Genomic DNA, 15,156 nt, shown 5'->3' on the forward strand with positions numbered 1-15,156 from the left:
TTTGAGAGGCGTTACCGACAATTTCTTCGAAATTCAGCCAGAAAATGGTCGAATATCGAAAGTGCGTTCGTGGTCCATAGACCCTTCCGAACATCTATACGGATCCGCCTCCAGCTGGGATCTTGTACATGAGTCGCTTGCCCTCCGCGCCTGGCACCACCTGCGCGGCCCGCTCCCCGTCCTTGATCCCGCGCCGGTTGTAGCGGTAGTCGAACTCGCTCAGGTAGCGGTGCAGGTGCTTCTTGCTGACGTGGTGATACACGCCGTAGATCCCGCGCTTCAGTAGGCTGTAGTAGTTGTCGACGCTCTGCGTGTGAGCCAGCGGACCTCGGACGTACTCTCCATCAGGACCCCTCATGATGGTCTTGCGCGTGTACTGCCCGGCCGCGTGCTTCACGGTGTCGTGCCGTGCGTGGTCCTTCTTCACGTAGAACTTGTACTGGGCGGCCTCATCGGTCATCACGTGCGCCATCGCGTCGATGTGTTCGCGGGTAATCGCCCGGAGATTCTTCGACGTGACGCGATCGACGTGGAAGGACCGCGCGTCCCCGCCGCGCTCGACCAGCGTCATGACGGCCGCTTTCGTTCCTGGTGCGGGCCGTCCGCGCCCGTCCTTCTGATGCCCGCCAACGTAGGTCTCGTCGGCCTCCACGATGCCCCGGAGTTTGTCGGAGAGTGGGGGACGGCCCATCGCGGCACGAATCCGGTGCGCCATGAACCACGCGCTCTTGTACGTGATCCCGAGCATCCGGTGCAACTGGTGGGCGCTCATGCCCTTCTTGCTCGCGCAGAGGAGTTGGATCGCCATGAGCCACTTGCTGAGGGGAATGTGGCTGTCCTCAAAGATCGTGCCGACCGTGACGGTGAACTGCTGACGACAGGCCGCACATTTCAGGAGTCCTTTCCGGGTGGAGGAGCCCGGCATGGACATGATTCGGTAGACCCGATCAACCGAGCCGCAATGCGGGCACATCGGTCGACCGTCCGGCCAGCGCAGCCGCTCCATGAGTTCGCGGGCCTTGTCCTCGTCGCTTAATTTCTTGGCGATGGAACTCAGGGTCATGTCCATTGGCGATTCCCTCCGGTTCAATCCTACCGGAGAGGGTTGGGTTTGTCAAGTATACAATTCCCCTTGGGTTTAGTCTGCAGTTTAATTCGTATAGTTTCACTTGACAAAATACCAACCCCCTTGTTAGAGTCACGACAGTCTTCAGACACTTTGAGGGTGACGGTCGGTGACACTGGGTCAGAAGATCCGCGCCGCACGCCTCGAACAGCGGCTGACGCAAGAACAACTGGCGGGTCGCGACTTCACCAAGAGCTACATCTCCGAAATCGAGCGCGACAACCGCACGCCGCGTCTGACCACGCTCAAGATTCTCGCGCGCCGGCTCGGCCGTCCCCTGTCGTACTTTCTCGACGGTGCCACCGAGGATCGGGAGGCCGAAGCGCTCCTGATGGTGGGCCTCGCGCATTTCCACGCGGGGGCACTCGCCGAGGCCGAGGCGTGGTTCAACCATGCGGTCGATGCGGCGGCGGACGGCGATGAGCTGCTCCAGGCGCGCATCGAGCTGGCCCTCGCGAACGTTGAGCAGCGGCTCGGACATGACCTGCGGGCGTGGCGCCGGGTTGAACGGGTGCTGCGCGTACTCACACACGGCGGCGAGCGGCAGGCGCTCATCCGCGCCCACGCCTGCCTCGGCCGGAGCAAGCTCGCCGCGGGCGATCCGGCGTCGGCGGCCTGGACCTTCGAAGCGGCGCTGCAGCTGCTCCCGGACGCGGAGGCCGATCCGTCGGAGGCCGCCGCGCTGCACTGTCAGCTGGGGATCGCCCGGGAACAGGCGGGCCAGACCGCCGAGGCCGCACAGGCGTTCCAAAAGGCGCTGGAGATTGCCGAGGCCTTCGCCGATTCCCAGCGGGCCGGGGCCTGGCACGTCACTCAGGCCGCCGGGGCGGCGACCGACGGCCGCTTCGAAGCGGCAATCGCGGAAGCCGGCCAGGCCATCGCCGTGTATGACGCGTTCGATCACCAACAGCGGCTCGCGGAGAGTCATTGGCGCTTGGGCGATCTCGAGGCACGCGCCGAGCGGTGGACGGAGGCCCAGCGCCACTATTCGATGAGCATTGCCGCGTACGGCGCGGCCGGACACGTCCGGGGTGCGGCGCAGACGCTCGGACGCTTCGTCGAAGCGTTGCGGGGGCAGGTCCCGCCCGAGGCCGCGCGCGCGATCGGCGAGACCGCCCTCGCCCTCCTGCCCACCGACGGCGGCGCGCCGGGGGTGGCGGACGACGATCGCGCCAGCCGGCTGTGGCTGCGGGGCACCATTCAACGCATCCTCGGCCGCCTGGACGAGGCCCGGGTCTCGCTCACCGAGAGCCTGCGGCTGTTCGAAAGCCTGCGCCGCTTGGAGACGGCCAAGGCCGTGCGCCGGGCCCTCGCGTTCCTCGCGGTCGAGTCCAACGACCTCGTCGCCGCGCGCGAGTACCTCAGCGTGCTCTGGGAATCGCCGGAGCGGTACCGCGCTCCGGCCGCCCCTTAGCGGGCGACTGCACGGTTCGCCGCCGGCGGCCGCCAGGTGCCCGGTCCCCTCAGATCGGGGCGGCTGCGACCTGCGCTACACTGTTCCTTCGCGCAGGGCGTCCTTTAGGAGCGCATAGAAGGCCGTGGCCGCGCCGCTCAGGCGGCGGCCGGCCCGCACGCCCAGGCCGATCGTCCGGCGGAGCGCCCGAGGCCCGATCGGGAGCACGCGCACGCGCGGCGCCTCGAGTTCCGCCAGACGGCGCGGCAGCACCGCGACGCCGAGGCCCTCCGCCGCAAGCGCGCTCAGGGTGTGCGCGTCGCGGCTCTCGAAGGCGACGCGCGGCGTGAATCCCGCGGCGGCGCACGCGTCTTCGACGGTGCGCCGGATTCCCGTCGTCGCCCTGTACATGATGAACGGATACTCGGCAAGGGCCTGGAGCGTCACGTCCGCCCGCGCCGCGAGTTTGTGATGGGGTGTGACCGCGACCACGAGATCGTCACTGTAGACGTCTTCCAACGAGACGTCCGTGAACGCCCGCGAGTTCGTCGTGTCGAGCAGCGCGAGGTCGAGCGTGTCATCCGCCACCAGCTCGGCGAGACGCTCGTTGGCATCTTCCCGCAGGGCAATCTCGACGCGGGGGTGCTCGCGATTGAATCGCGCGAGTACCCGCGGCAGCTCGAGTTCGCTCAGCGACTGCGGCGCGCCGACGGCCACGCGCCCCCTGAGACCGCCGGCATGGCCCTGGATCTCGGCCCGCGCGGCGTCGGCCGCTTCGACGATCCGCTCGGCATACTGCAGCAGGGCCTGCCCCGCCGTCGTGATCGACACCCGGCGATTGTTCCGGTAGAAGAGGCGGACGCCCATTTCTTGCTCGAGTTTGCGTATCTGCTGGGACAACGCCGGCTGGGCGATCCCGAGCGCTTCGGCCGCCCGCGTAAAGTGCCGCTGGCGTGCGACCGCGAGAAAGCACCGAAGATGGCGGAGCTCCACGATAAGGAAAGCATATCATAATCATCAGGAATCATGGATTGCGGGCATGGTCCGGCGGATGCTACGGTGTGCGCGTATCGCGTCTTCCGTAGGGGGGCTGCGGGTTGAAAGTCGTTGCGGTGAAGATCTATGTGGTAGACATCGCCGGACGTCGCCCCGTGCTGGTGCAGACCGTGACGGACTCCGGCATCACCGGCGTTGGCGATGCGGCGGTGGCCTACGGAACCGGCGCCCTTGCCGCGGCCGCCATGGTCAAGGAGTTGAGCGAACGGTTCCTGCTGGGGGCGGACCCATTCCGGATCGAGGCCCTGTGGAGCGAGATGTACGACCACACCTTCTGGGCCAAGGGCGGCGGGCCCATTATCTTCGCGGGGATCAGCGCGATCGAGCAGTCCTTGTGGGACATCAAGGGGAAGGCGCTCGGGGTTCCGGCCTACGAGCTCCTGGGCGGCCGAATCCGCGACGCGGTCCGCGTGTATGCCAACGGCTGGTCGTTTCGGTGCGTCACGCCGGACGACTTTGCCCGCGCGGCGGAGCGCGCCGTCGAAGACGGCTACACTGCGCTCAAGTTCTATCCGCTTGCGTCCGCGGAAATGGACCCGGAGGGTCACATCCGGCACGTCTCGCACCGGATGATCGACCCGTCGGCGGAGCAGCGCGCCCTTGACCGGGTCGCCGCGGTGCGCGAGGCTGTCAGGCCGGGTACTGCGCTCATGCTGGACATGAGTGCGGAGTTGACGCCGGACGCGATCATCCGGATCGGCCGGGCGCTGGCGGGGCCGGACATCCTGTTCTTCGAAGAACCGGTCGATCCGTTCGATACCCCAGGGCTCAAAAGGGTCGCCGATCAGGTCCCGCTGCCGATCGCCGTGGGCGAGCGCCTCTACAGCCGCTACGGCTTCCGGCCCGTCGTCGAGGCGCGCGCCGCCCAGGTGCTCACGCCGGACGTCGGTAACACGGGTGGGTTGATGGAGGCCAAGAAGGTCGCGGCCATGGCGGAGGCCTTCGATATGCTGGTCGCGCCCCACAACTGCTCGAGCCCGGTGTCGACCGCCGCCGCGCTCCAACTCGACGCGTGCATTCCCAACTTCCTGATCCAGGAGGTCTATCCGTACCGGACGCCTCAACATTTCGCGGTCGTCGATCAGGCCCCGGAACTCGCGATCCGGGACGGGTTGATGCCGATCCCGGAGCGTCCGGGCCTCGGGGTCGACTTGGTGGAAGAACGCGTCCGCCCGTTTCTATGGGCGGAGTGCCGCGGGCGATGACGGTGCGACGGCTTGTATACGAGGGGCACATGATACGCACGGCGTATGGTGATCATCAGGCCGGATGTATTGGACATATTTTCGGGCGGGCGTTGGATTCGGCGCGAGTCGTAGCCTGTGCCCGCGGTCCCGTAATCAGAGAAGGGGGGCGAAGAGTCTCGTGACTGGCCAGCTTGGCGTTCCTCGGGTCGCCGGTATCGTCACGCTCGCCGCGGTGCTCATGTTGACTCCGGTCACCGGCGGCGTGGTCAGGCCCGCGGCGGCGGCATGCGCGGTGCCCGCACCCTCGGGCCTCGCCAACCCGGGCGCGCTCACGCTCGGGGTGACGTTTGGAGGTCCGCCGGGGGCGTTTCTCGAGAACGGCAAGCCGACCGGCCTAGAGGTGGAGCTCGCGGAGGCCATGGCGGCGCAAATGTGTCTCAAGGTCCGGTTCGTCAACCTGGCGTTCGCCGGCCTGTTCCCCGCGCTCAGCGCGCATAAGTTTGACGTCGCGATGGCCGGCATCGGCATCACGGCCGAGCGCGAGCAGATCTACGACTTCGTCCCGTACTTCCTCGGCGGGATCCGGCTGGTCGTCCACAAAGGGAGCGGGCTCTACTTCCAAACCGAGATCGGGTTGTGCGGGCACTCGGTGGCGACTCTCGCCGGCTCCGTCGAGGCCCACGATCTCGACAAGTACAAGGGGTTGTGCCCGTCGGGCTCGCCGATGGACATCCGCATCTATCCGAGCAACAACGAAGCGCTGGAGCAGCTCCGCAAGGGCACGGTCCAGGTCGCCTTCATCGACTGGAACCTCGCGGCCTACGACGTCCAGAACAACGCCGACACCTTCGCACTGGGCAGCCCGGTCCTGACCGGCGAAGCCCCGGGACAACCGCGCCACCGGCAGGGGCTCATGCTGCGGAAGGGGGAGGCGGCCCTCCAGACGGCGCTGACCCAAGCGCTCGCGAACATCGAGCAGAACGGGACCTATCTCAAGATCCTCACCAAGTGGCAGCTCCAGGAGGGCGACATCCGCAAGGCGCAGTGACGGCTCTGGAGGGCAGCGGCGGGGAGGCCGCGGCGCGGCGTCGGGCCTCCCCGCGCGCCGCGGCCGCCGAACGGCGGGGGCGCATCTGTCCGAGATGAGATTCGACTTTCCCTACTTTTGGCATCTCCTTTTTTCGACGGCCTTCCTGCAGCCGGCGTGGACGACGTTCTGGGTGACGCTCGTTGCGATGTCGATCGGGCTCACCCTCGGCCTCCTGGGCGCGCTCGGAGCGACGTCCCGATTGGCCGTGCTCCGATCGCTGATCGCCGGGTATCTGTGGCTCGTCCGCGGCACGCCCTTGTTGGTGCAGATCGTCTTCTGGTACGATGCGGTCGCCGAGCTGACCAACAACGTGATCAATTTCCCGGCCCTGGTGGCGGGCGTGATCGCCCTCGGGATCAACGAAGGCGCGTACATGACGGAAATCGTGCGCGCGGGGCTCTTGTCGGTCGACCCGGGCCAGATGGAGGCGGCGCGCTCGCTCGGGATGACCTATCCACTGACGATGCGGCGGATCGTGATCCCGCAGGCCGTGCGGGTCATCCTTCCGCCGACGGGGAACCAGTTCATCGGGATGCTCAAGACGACGTCCCTCCTGTTCACGATCGCCGTCCCGGAGATCTTTGCGATGGGCACCAACCTGTACAGCGTGAACTTCCGGTACTTCGAGGTGCTGTGCGTCGTGAGCATCTGGTATCTGGCGCTGACCTCGATCCTCACCGTGGTCCAGCGCCGGCTGGAGCGCCGCGTGGGTCTCGAGCGGGCCCGCGCCGGCGGGGCCGGTGTGGGGCTCTGGTCGCGGACGTTCGGCGCCGGCCTGGCCAAGCACACGCGCTGATGGCGCTGGTCGAGATCCGCCGTGTGTACAAGCGCTTCGGCCGCCTGGAGGTGCTCCGGGGGATCAGCATGGACGTCGCGGCGGGCGAGGTCGTGTGCCTGCTCGGCCCGAGCGGCGGCGGCAAGACGACCCTGCTCCGCTGCATCAACCACCTGGAGACGATCGACGGTGGCACGATCTACGTGGACGGCGAGATGGTCGGCTACCGGCTCCTGCCGGACGGGCGGCTCCGCGAAGAACCGGATCGGATCGCCTCCGGCCGCCGGGCCCGGATCGGCATGGTGTTTCAGCGGTTCAACCTTTTCGCCCACCTGACCGCGCTGGAGAACGTCTGCGAGGCGCCGGTCCAGGTCCGCCGCATGAACCGGACGGCGGCCCGCGAGCGCGGCGTGGCGCTGCTGACGCGGGTGGGGCTCGCCGGCTGGGCCCGCGCGTATCCGCACCAGCTCTCGGGCGGCCAGCAGCAGCGCGTTGCCATCGCCCGCGCGCTGGCCATGGATCCAAAACTCATGCTCTTCGACGAGCCTACGTCCGCGCTGGACCCCGAATTGGTCGGCGAGGTCCTGGAGACGATGCGGAACCTGGCCGAGGGGGGCATGACGATGATCGTCGTGACGCACGAGATCGCGTTCGCCCGCGAGGCGGCCGATCGCGTGGTCATGCTGGATGGGGGCGTGATCATCGAGGAGGCGCCGCCCGCGGTGTTCTTCACCGCGCCCCGCCACGAGCGGACGCAGGCGTTTCTCTCCAAGGTCCTCTAAGAGGCGGTGGAGATGGCACCTCACACATCGCGTCCGCGCATCGGGGTGAGCTGGCTGCCGGCCGAGGGGGCGGCGGCGCATGCCTGCGTGCGCGCCGTGCGCGATGCCGCGGGCGAGCCGGTGCCGCTGCTCATCGAGGTGGACTCGTGGACGGAGAGTCTGCCCGGCCTCGACGGCCTGCTCTTGACGGGCGGAAACGCGATCGATCCCCGCCGCTACGGCGAGGAGAACCACGGATTGTGCCGGGTGGTGATTCCCCGCCGGGACGCGCTCGAGCAGGAAGCCTTCGACCATTGCCTGCGGCAGGGGAAGCCGGTGCTGGGCGTCTGCCGGGGGATGCAGTTTCTCAACGTGGCCCTCGGCGGCGCAATGCTGCAAGACCTCCCGATCACCGTGGTCGAGCACGAGCAGGTGGGCGAGCGCTCCCGCTTTCATTCCGTGGACGTCCTGCCCGGGACGCGGCTTGCGACGCTCGTGCACGTCGAGGGGCCGCTGCGGGTGAACAGCCGGCACCATCAAGGCCTGCGCGCGGCCCACGTCGCGCCGGGGCTGCGCGTGACAGCGCTCGCGGCCGACGGCGTCGTCGAGGGCCTGGAAGCGGCCGACGGCCGGTTTCTCATGGGCGTGCAGTTCCATCCCGAGCTCCCGGGCGAGGTGCCGGAGGCGGCCCCCATCTTCGACCTGCTGGTGGCGCGCGCGCAGGACCGGTGAGCGGCGGCCGTGCAACGGCGCCGTCGTGGGGCCACGCGGCGCGGGCCCCGGCGGCGGGACGCCGGAGGAGGAATCGGCGTCAGCCCCAAAGTCAGGTTCGCGGCCTGAGGCCGCCGCGGAGGAAGGAGCGGTGATGGATCCGATCATCGAGCGGCTGTCCCGGCTGGTCACCTCGACGCTGGGGCACTTCGTCGATGAGGGCTTCCTCGACATCGACGTCCGGCCCGTCTTCCACCCCGTGAGGTGCTGCGGGCGGGCGGTGACGGTCGACTCGCGCGACAATGCGATCAACCGCCGGGGGATCCGCGAGGCGCGGCCCGGGGGCGTACTGGTGATCGCCCGCGGCGGCGACGTGCGCCATGCGTCGTTCGGGGGCATGCTGGCGCTGGCCGCGAGGCAGAAGGGCATCGCCGGCATCGTGATCGACGGGCCGGTCTGCGATCTCCCGGAGTTGCTTGAGTTCCGCCTCCCGGTGTTCGCCCGCGGCATCTCGGCGCTGACGTCCAGGCCGGCGAGCCCTCCGGGCACAGTGGGAGAGCCGGTGACCTGCGGCGGGGTTCGCGTGGCGCCCGGTGACTACGTGCTCGCCGACGACGACGGGGTGTTGATCATCCCGCCCTCCCGGGTGGAAGCGATCGTCGAGCGCGGCGAAGCCGCCTCACGCCGCGAGCGCGAGACCCGGGCCGCCCTCGAGGCGGGCAAGACGCTCGAAGACATCGCGGCCCAAAGAGAGGGGAGATGATGCGGGCTCTGCTCGGCGTGATCGTCACCTGCGCGCTGCTCGCCTTCGGCGCCGCGTCCTGGGGCGCGGCGGCCCCGGATCAACCCAAGCGCGGCGGCACCTTCATCTGGGGGTTGTCGGCGAACCCGCCGGATCTCGATCCCCACGTGGACTCGGGCGTGGCCTCCGGGTACATCAAGGAGGCGGTGTACGAAGGCCTCGTCCGGTACGGGCACGGCGGGGCGATCGTGCCGGATCTGGCCGAGCGGTGGGGCCTGGTCGGCAACACGCAGTACGTCTTCCATCTGCGGCCGGGGATACGGTTCCACAACGGCGATCCGCTCACGGCCGCGGACGTGAAGTTCTCGCTCGAGCGCATCCTCGACCCCAAGACCGGTGCCGCGCTGCGCGGGAATCTCAAGGCCGTCCGGCAGATCGAGGTCATGGACCCGCTCACCGTCAAGGTCGTCCTGAGCGAACCCTTCGCGCCGCTCATCGCCTACCTGGCCCAGCCCTACGGCGCGATCGTGGACGCGAAGTTCGTGCAAGGCGGCGCCAACCTCCGCGCCACCATGATGGGCACGGGCCCGTTCAAGTTTGTGTCCTGGGAGCCCGGGCAGCGGATCCGGGTCGTGCGGAACGAGCAGTACTGGGACCGCGGCGTCCCGTACCTCGACGCGATCAACTACCTGCCGATCCCCGACGACCAGACCCGGCTCACCGCGCTGCGCGCCGGTGACGTCATGCTGGCGGATTTCGTGCCCCAGGAGCAGATGAACACGATCCAGCGCGACCCGCAATTGAAGCTGTTCTACGACGTCGGCATCTTCATGTGCATCATCTTCAACCCGTCGCGCAAGCCGTTCGACGACGTGCGGGTGCGGCAGGCCATCGCCTACGCGGTCGACCGGAACGCGGTCGTCAAGACGATCTTCGACGGCCGCGGCACACCGATCACCGGAGACGTGATTCCGTCCGCCTGGTGGGCGCACGACGCGAAGGCCGACGGGACGTACACCTATCAGCCGGAGAAGGCGAAGGCGCTCCTGCGCGAGGCCGGGTACCCGAACGGCCTGCGGATCTCGATCCTGGCGCCGATCACGTTCACGCTCCACACGCGCACGTCCCAGGTCCTCCAGGCCCAGCTCGCCAAAGTCGGCGTGCAGGTGCAGCTCGACCTTCCGGAATGGGCCGTCGTGCTGCAGCGCCACATCGCGGGCGACTACCAAGTCGAGGTGCGGGGCCTCGCGGCGTCCGTGAGCGATCCGGACTTCCTCACGCTGTTCTATGAGTCCGACAACTCCTATTACGCGAAGCAGGTCGGGTTCAAAGACGCGCAGATCGACCAGTGGCTGGAGCAGGCCCGCGTGTCCGGAAACCAGGCGCTCCGGAAGCGGCTCTACGCCCAAGTCACCGAGCGGGCGCTCGCGCTGTCGCCGTGGGTCTACCTCGCCTGGGGCGATCAGGGCGAGGCCGGCCGCGCCTACGTCCGCGGTTACGAGCACTTCGCGGGGCCGATCGGCCGGTATTCCGGCTTCTCGCTGCGCACGACGTGGATCGCTAAGTAGCCCGGCGTCCGCGCCGTGGCCGCCTACATCGTCCGCCGGGTGATCGCCGCCGCCGGCATGACGCTGGCGATCGCGACGGCTGTCTTCCTGCTGCTGCGCGCGGTGCCGGGCGACGTCGTGCTCGTCATGCTCGGCGAGAACGGCGGCTCGGCCGAGAAGATTGCGGCGATGCGCCAGGCGCTCGGCCTCGACCGCTCCCTGCCGGTCCAGTACGGCGACTGGCTCGGCCGGTTCGCGCGCGGCGACTTCGGCACGTCGATTCTCTCCGGGCTGTCGATCCGGGGCGAGCTCGCGGTGCGCGTGCCGCACTCGCTGGAGCTCGGGGCGGTGGCGCTGGCGGCCGGCATCGTGCTCGGGATCCCGCTCGGCATCCTGGCCGCGCGGGACGCCGGCGGCCCCGTCGATCTGGCGCTCAGCGGCGCCTCGTCGCTCGGCCTGATGTTTCCGGCGTTCGTCGTGGGGGCGGTCTTCGTCCTCGTCTTCGGCCTCGTGCTGCACTGGTTCCCGGCGACGGGCTACGTCGCGTGGTCGGACGATCCGCTCGGGCACCTGCGCCACCTGGTCCTGCCCGCGGTCACGCTCGCGCTCACGTTCGCGCCGGTCATCATGCGCATAACCCGCGCCGCCATGCTCGAGGCGCTGTCGCAGGAGTTCGTCCGGACGGCACAGGCGAAGGGCCTGGCAGAACGGGCCGTGCTGGTCCGGCACGTGCTGCGGAATTCGCTGATCCCCGTCGTGACGGTACTCGGGCTGCAGGCCGGCGAGCTGATCGGCCGGGTCGTCGTGATTGAGTACATCTTCAACTGGCCCGGCGTCGCGACGCTGCTGCTCTCAGGCGTGTTCCAGCGCGATTACCCGCTCGTGCAGGCGGTGGTCGTCGTCATCGCCTTCTCCTTCGTCCTAATCAACCTGCTGGTCGATCTCGCGTACATGGTGATCGATCCCCGGATCCGCCTGGCGTGAGGCGCCTCGGCCCCCGCCTCTGGGTCGGCGGCGGCTTGCTCGCCGTGATGGTGGCCGCGGCCGCCCTCGCGCCCTGGTTCGCGCCCGCCGATCCGCTCGAGATGGGCCCGTCGCTGCTCGCCCCGCCCTCGCGGGCCCATCCGCTCGGCACCGACTCGTTCGGGCGGGATACGCTCTCGCGCCTCCTCTACAGCGCCAGGGTGTCGCTCGCGGTGGCGCTCTCGTCGGCGCTCATCGCGTCCGCCGGCGGGACCCTGCTCGGCCTCGTCGGCGCCACGTACCGCGGCGGGGTGGAGTGGACGGTGATGCGCCTCGTGGACCTCATCCTCGCCTTTCCGCCGATCCTGCTGGCGATCGCGGTGGTCACGTTCCTCGGGCAGGGGCTCGTGAAGCTGTCGGCCGTCATCGCGGTCCTGTACCTGCCGGCCTTCGCGCGCCTTGCGTACGGGGGCGCGCTCGGCGTCGCCCAGCGGGAGTACGTCGACGCGGCGCGCGCGCTCGGCGCGTCGGTCTGGCACCAGATGCGCCGGCACATCCTCCCCAACATCGCGGGGCCGCTCATCGTCCAGTGCTCGCTCTCCGCCGGGTTTGCGATCCTGGTCGAGTCGGGGCTGAGCTTTCTCGGGCTCGGCGTCCTGCCGCCCGCCCCCACGTGGGGGCGCATGGTCAGCGAGAGCCGCAGTTACATGCAACTGGCGCCGCTGCTGCTCGTGTGGCCGTCCGCGGCGATCGCCGTCGCCGTCGGCACCTTCAATATGCTCGGCGACGGGCTGCGCGACGCGCTCGACCCTCGAAGCGGCCCCGGGAGGCGCTGACCGGGCGCGGCCTACGCCAGTGCGCCCCCGATGATCGCTCCCAGCAGAAGCGGTCCTACGTGCAGCAGGAGGACGGCGAGCGCCCCCATGCCGACGAGGGCGCCGATCAACGGGATGCCGGTGAGCACGGAGCCCGCGAAGGACAGCACGATGCTCGTGGCGATGATCGGCAGGAAGACCGCCACGAGGGCGGGACCGACCCCGCCGGCCTTCTTCCCGCCCACGAGCCCGGCGATGAGCGGCCCGATGACGGGCAGCCAAAAGAGCAGGAGCGAGATGAGAAACATCCATCCCATGCCGCTGCTGATGCTGCCCCTGCGCCCGGTGTCGGCCACGGCCACCCCCTGAGGTAAGCCCGCGGCGGGCGCGGATCCCGGCCGACCGGGCCGGACCGCGCGGCAGTCAGGTTTGCCGCGGTTCAATTGCGAGTATAACAATCGGGTGCTACTCTACTAGTTGTGCATTGCCGTCATCTGATGCGTCGCTGAAGGTGCCCCCAATCAGTACAGCCATTCTCGCCGAGTCGGCCGGTCCGAATGGTACGAATGGGCCAAGCGGATCATCCGGTGTCACGCTGGTGCGGCGGTTTACGCTCGTGAGCCTCGCCACGACGGTCGCCGTCGGCCTCATCTTTGGCACGCTCGCCGTGCGCCTGGTGGAAGGCTACGCGCTCAACCAGCACGCCCACAGCGCGGCCGTCTACGTGTCGGAATTCCTCGCGCCGCGCCTGGTCGCGCAGGATTTCCAAGTATCGTCCCCGGCACGCCGAGTTGAGTTCGCCTTCGCCGTGCGAGGACTGATCGGCAGGGCCGGCATTCTTCGGGTCACGGTCTGGAACAGGGACGGACAGGTATTGTACAGCGATGACGCCGGTCTGGTCGGGCGCGCATTTCCGCCGTCGGCGCCGCTCAGGGCCGCGCTCGGCGGGCAGACCGAGTCGCGCATCGTGTCCTTCCCGCAGGGCCGCGGGTCCCGGGACGCCATGGAAGTGTTCGTGCCGGTCGTTCTCCAAGGCGTCGCGCGCCCCGTGGCGGTGTACGACATCGTGTCCGACCTGACCGACCTTCGCCCCACCCTGCGCCGGCTCAGATGGTCGGTGTGGGCCACCGCGGTCTCCGGGATGCTGGTCCTCTACCTCGCGTTGTTCACGATCGTCCGCGGCGCCTCGCGGGAGCTCCAGCAACAGCACGACACCCTCCGGGTGGCATTTGCGGGAGCTGTGGAGTCTCTCGCCGCGGCCGTGAACGCGCGGGACGTCGCCACGGCCGATCACTCCAATCAGGTGGCGGATCTCGCGGCGGCGCTCGCACAGGCGGCGGGATTGAGTCCGGCAGACGCGGGCGACGTCCGGACGGCCGCTTTCCTGCACGACGTCGGGAAGATCGGGATCCGCGACAACATCCTCGACAAGCACGGCCCCCTGACCCGGGAAGAGCGCGCCACCATGCAGGGCCATGCGCTGGTGGGGTATGAGATTCTGCGGCCCGTGCCGATCTCGGCGGCTATCAAAGCGGCCGTTCGCCATCACCATGAGTGGTGGAACGGGAGCGGGTACCCCGATGGCCTCGCCGGCGAGGCCATTCCCGTTGCGGCGCGTGTGATCGCCGTCGCCGACGCCTACGGCGCGCTGACCGCGGACCGGCCCTACCGGCCGGCGCTGGATCCGGAGACGGCGATGGCGGAGATCGAGCGTCGCGCGGGCACACAATTCGATCCGGCCATCGTCGCGACGTTTCAGCGGATCTGGCGGGAGCGACGGGCCGCCTCGGGCGGCCCCGCCGTGTCACCCGCGTCCACGGGCTGACGCGCCCGCGTCCCGCCGGGCCAATTGGTGGAAGGAATTCGTGAGCCCTGGCGGAACGTCCGCGAGAGGTCGGCCGTACGGAGACGGTATGGGGCGCGACACGTGGGGGGCGATCGTAGGGGCCGCGCTGGTCGCGGCGTTATGGGCCGGTTCACCGGCTGCGGCGCAGACGCAGCAGCAGATCGAATGGTGTGAGGGGAGAGCAGGTGCGTCGCCGGACCAGCAAATCAGCGCCTGCACCGCCCTGATCCAGTCCGGCAAGTACGCGGGTCGGAATCTTGCCGTGATCTACGCCAACCGCGGCGCCGCGTATCGCACCAAAGGCCAACCCGATCGTGCCGTCGCTGACTACACGCAGGCCATCGGCCTCGATCCGACCATTGCCTACGTTTTCAACAGCCGCGGCAACGCGTACGCCGACCAGAAAGACTACGACGGCGCCATCGCCGACTACAGCGAGGCGATCCGGCTGAATCCGCGAGATGCCGCGTACCTCAGCAACCGCTGCTGGGCCCGCGCCGTCGTGGGCCGAGACCTGCAAGAGGCTCTCGCGGACTGCAACAACGCCCTGGGACTTCGTCCCAACTACGCCGTCACACTGGACGGCCGCGGGCTCGCGTATCTCAAACTCGGCCAGTACGACCGCGCCATTGCGGACTACGACGCGGCCCTCAAGATCAATCCAAAACTCGCCAGTTCCCTGTACGGCCGCGGGCTCGCCAAGCAAAAGAAGGGGGATACCGCGGGCGGCGACGCCGACATCGCGGCGGCGAAGGCGATCCAGGCCGACATCGCCGGGGAATTCGCGGGCTCCGGCGTCACTACCGGCTCCGGCACGGCTACAAACCCGGGCGCACCTCCAAGCTCAAGCGCGCCTTCGAGCACGGGCACCCCCCCAAGTTCGGGCGCGCCCCCAAGCTCAGGCACGCCCTCAAGCTCAGGCACGTCCTCAAGCTCGGGCCCGGTGGTCCAGCCTAGCCCCACTCCCGGCCCTAACCACAACGAGGCCGCCGCATTCTACGCCCGCGGTAACGAGAACTATCAGAAGCAGGACTACGACGCGGCGATTGCCGACTACACGGAAGCGATACGGCTCGATCCCAAGTTCGCCTACGCCTTCAACAACCGCGGCGCCGCGTATCGCGCCAAGGGTCAGTACGATCGC

The 15,156-nt window shown here is 68.8% G+C and carries 15 protein-coding genes; 12 read left to right on the forward strand and 3 right to left on the reverse strand.

Features of this window, described 5'->3' with window-relative positions; all coding sequences use genetic code 11:
• Positions 1–94: 94 nt before the first annotated feature.
• Positions 95–1,063, reverse strand: coding sequence for an IS1595 family transposase (locus VGZ23_14545; GenBank protein HEV2358809.1), 969 nt, complete (start codon positions 1,061–1,063; stop codon positions 95–97).
• 172 nt (positions 1,064–1,235) lie between these two features.
• Between VGZ23_14545 and VGZ23_14550 the strand changes: the two genes are divergently transcribed.
• On the forward strand, positions 1,236–2,540 hold the full coding sequence (locus VGZ23_14550; protein ID HEV2358810.1) for a helix-turn-helix domain-containing protein: 1,305 nt from the start codon (positions 1,236–1,238) through the stop codon (positions 2,538–2,540).
• Positions 2,541–2,615: 75 nt separating this feature from the next.
• Here the strand turns inward: VGZ23_14550 and VGZ23_14555 are convergent, their stop codons facing one another.
• A complete protein-coding gene (locus tag VGZ23_14555) occupies positions 2,616–3,512 on the reverse strand; it encodes a LysR family transcriptional regulator (GenBank protein ID HEV2358811.1) in 897 nt (298 codons plus the stop codon).
• Between the two features lie 104 nt (positions 3,513–3,616).
• On the opposite strand from VGZ23_14555, the gene VGZ23_14560 reads away from it, so the two are divergent.
• The 9 genes from VGZ23_14560 to VGZ23_14600 all read left to right on the forward strand — a co-directional run bounded on the left by VGZ23_14560 (position 3,617) and on the right by VGZ23_14600 (position 12,187).
• The gene (locus VGZ23_14560; GenBank protein ID HEV2358812.1) at positions 3,617–4,780 is read left to right on the forward strand and encodes a mandelate racemase/muconate lactonizing enzyme family protein; all 1,164 of its coding nucleotides are present in this window, start codon (positions 3,617–3,619) and stop codon (positions 4,778–4,780) included.
• A 160-nt stretch (positions 4,781–4,940) separates the two neighbouring features.
• Positions 4,941–5,810 (forward strand): transporter substrate-binding domain-containing protein, encoded by an 870-nt coding sequence (locus VGZ23_14565; GenBank protein ID HEV2358813.1) that lies wholly within the window; start codon positions 4,941–4,943, stop codon positions 5,808–5,810.
• A gap of 94 nt (positions 5,811–5,904) precedes the next feature.
• Positions 5,905–6,648, forward strand: a complete 744-nt coding sequence (locus VGZ23_14570) for an amino acid ABC transporter permease (protein ID HEV2358814.1) — start codon at positions 5,905–5,907, stop codon at positions 6,646–6,648.
• Positions 6,648–7,409, forward strand: coding sequence for an amino acid ABC transporter ATP-binding protein (locus VGZ23_14575; GenBank protein HEV2358815.1), 762 nt, complete (start codon positions 6,648–6,650; stop codon positions 7,407–7,409). The genes VGZ23_14570 and VGZ23_14575 overlap by 1 nt, the downstream gene beginning before the upstream one ends.
• Before the next feature lie 12 nt (positions 7,410–7,421).
• Positions 7,422–8,120 (forward strand): gamma-glutamyl-gamma-aminobutyrate hydrolase family protein, encoded by a 699-nt coding sequence (locus VGZ23_14580; protein ID HEV2358816.1) that lies wholly within the window; start codon positions 7,422–7,424, stop codon positions 8,118–8,120.
• Positions 8,121–8,253: 133 nt separating this feature from the next.
• Entirely contained in the window at positions 8,254–8,862 is a 609-nt protein-coding gene (locus VGZ23_14585) for an RraA family protein (GenBank protein HEV2358817.1), read from the forward strand.
• Entirely contained in the window at positions 8,859–10,409 is a 1,551-nt protein-coding gene (locus tag VGZ23_14590; protein HEV2358818.1) for an ABC transporter substrate-binding protein, read from the forward strand. The genes VGZ23_14585 and VGZ23_14590 overlap by 4 nt, the downstream gene beginning before the upstream one ends.
• A 15-nt stretch (positions 10,410–10,424) precedes the next feature.
• Positions 10,425–11,372, forward strand: a complete 948-nt coding sequence (locus tag VGZ23_14595; GenBank protein ID HEV2358819.1) for an ABC transporter permease — start codon at positions 10,425–10,427, stop codon at positions 11,370–11,372.
• On the forward strand, positions 11,369–12,187 hold the full coding sequence (locus VGZ23_14600; protein ID HEV2358820.1) for an ABC transporter permease: 819 nt from the start codon (positions 11,369–11,371) through the stop codon (positions 12,185–12,187). Before VGZ23_14595 ends, VGZ23_14600 begins: the two co-directional genes overlap by 4 nt.
• Positions 12,188–12,198: 11 nt before the next feature.
• On the opposite strand, the gene VGZ23_14605 is transcribed toward VGZ23_14600, so the two are convergent.
• The gene (locus tag VGZ23_14605) at positions 12,199–12,522 is read right to left on the reverse strand and encodes a hypothetical protein (GenBank protein ID HEV2358821.1); all 324 of its coding nucleotides are present in this window, start codon (positions 12,520–12,522) and stop codon (positions 12,199–12,201) included.
• Positions 12,523–12,764: 242 nt separating this feature from the next.
• Here VGZ23_14605 and VGZ23_14610 point away from each other — a divergent pair, with 242 nt between their 5' ends.
• Together VGZ23_14610 and VGZ23_14615 are read left to right on the forward strand one after the other, a co-directional pair.
• On the forward strand, positions 12,765–13,991 hold the full coding sequence (locus VGZ23_14610) for an HD-GYP domain-containing protein (protein HEV2358822.1): 1,227 nt from the start codon (positions 12,765–12,767) through the stop codon (positions 13,989–13,991).
• A gap of 88 nt (positions 13,992–14,079) precedes the next feature.
• Positions 14,080–15,156: tetratricopeptide repeat protein (locus VGZ23_14615; protein HEV2358823.1), on the forward strand; the 1,077-nt coding region annotated here is incomplete at its 3' end.

The organism is bacterium (genome assembly GCA_035945995.1).
GTDB lineage: Bacteria > Sysuimicrobiota > Sysuimicrobiia > Sysuimicrobiales > Segetimicrobiaceae > DASSJF01.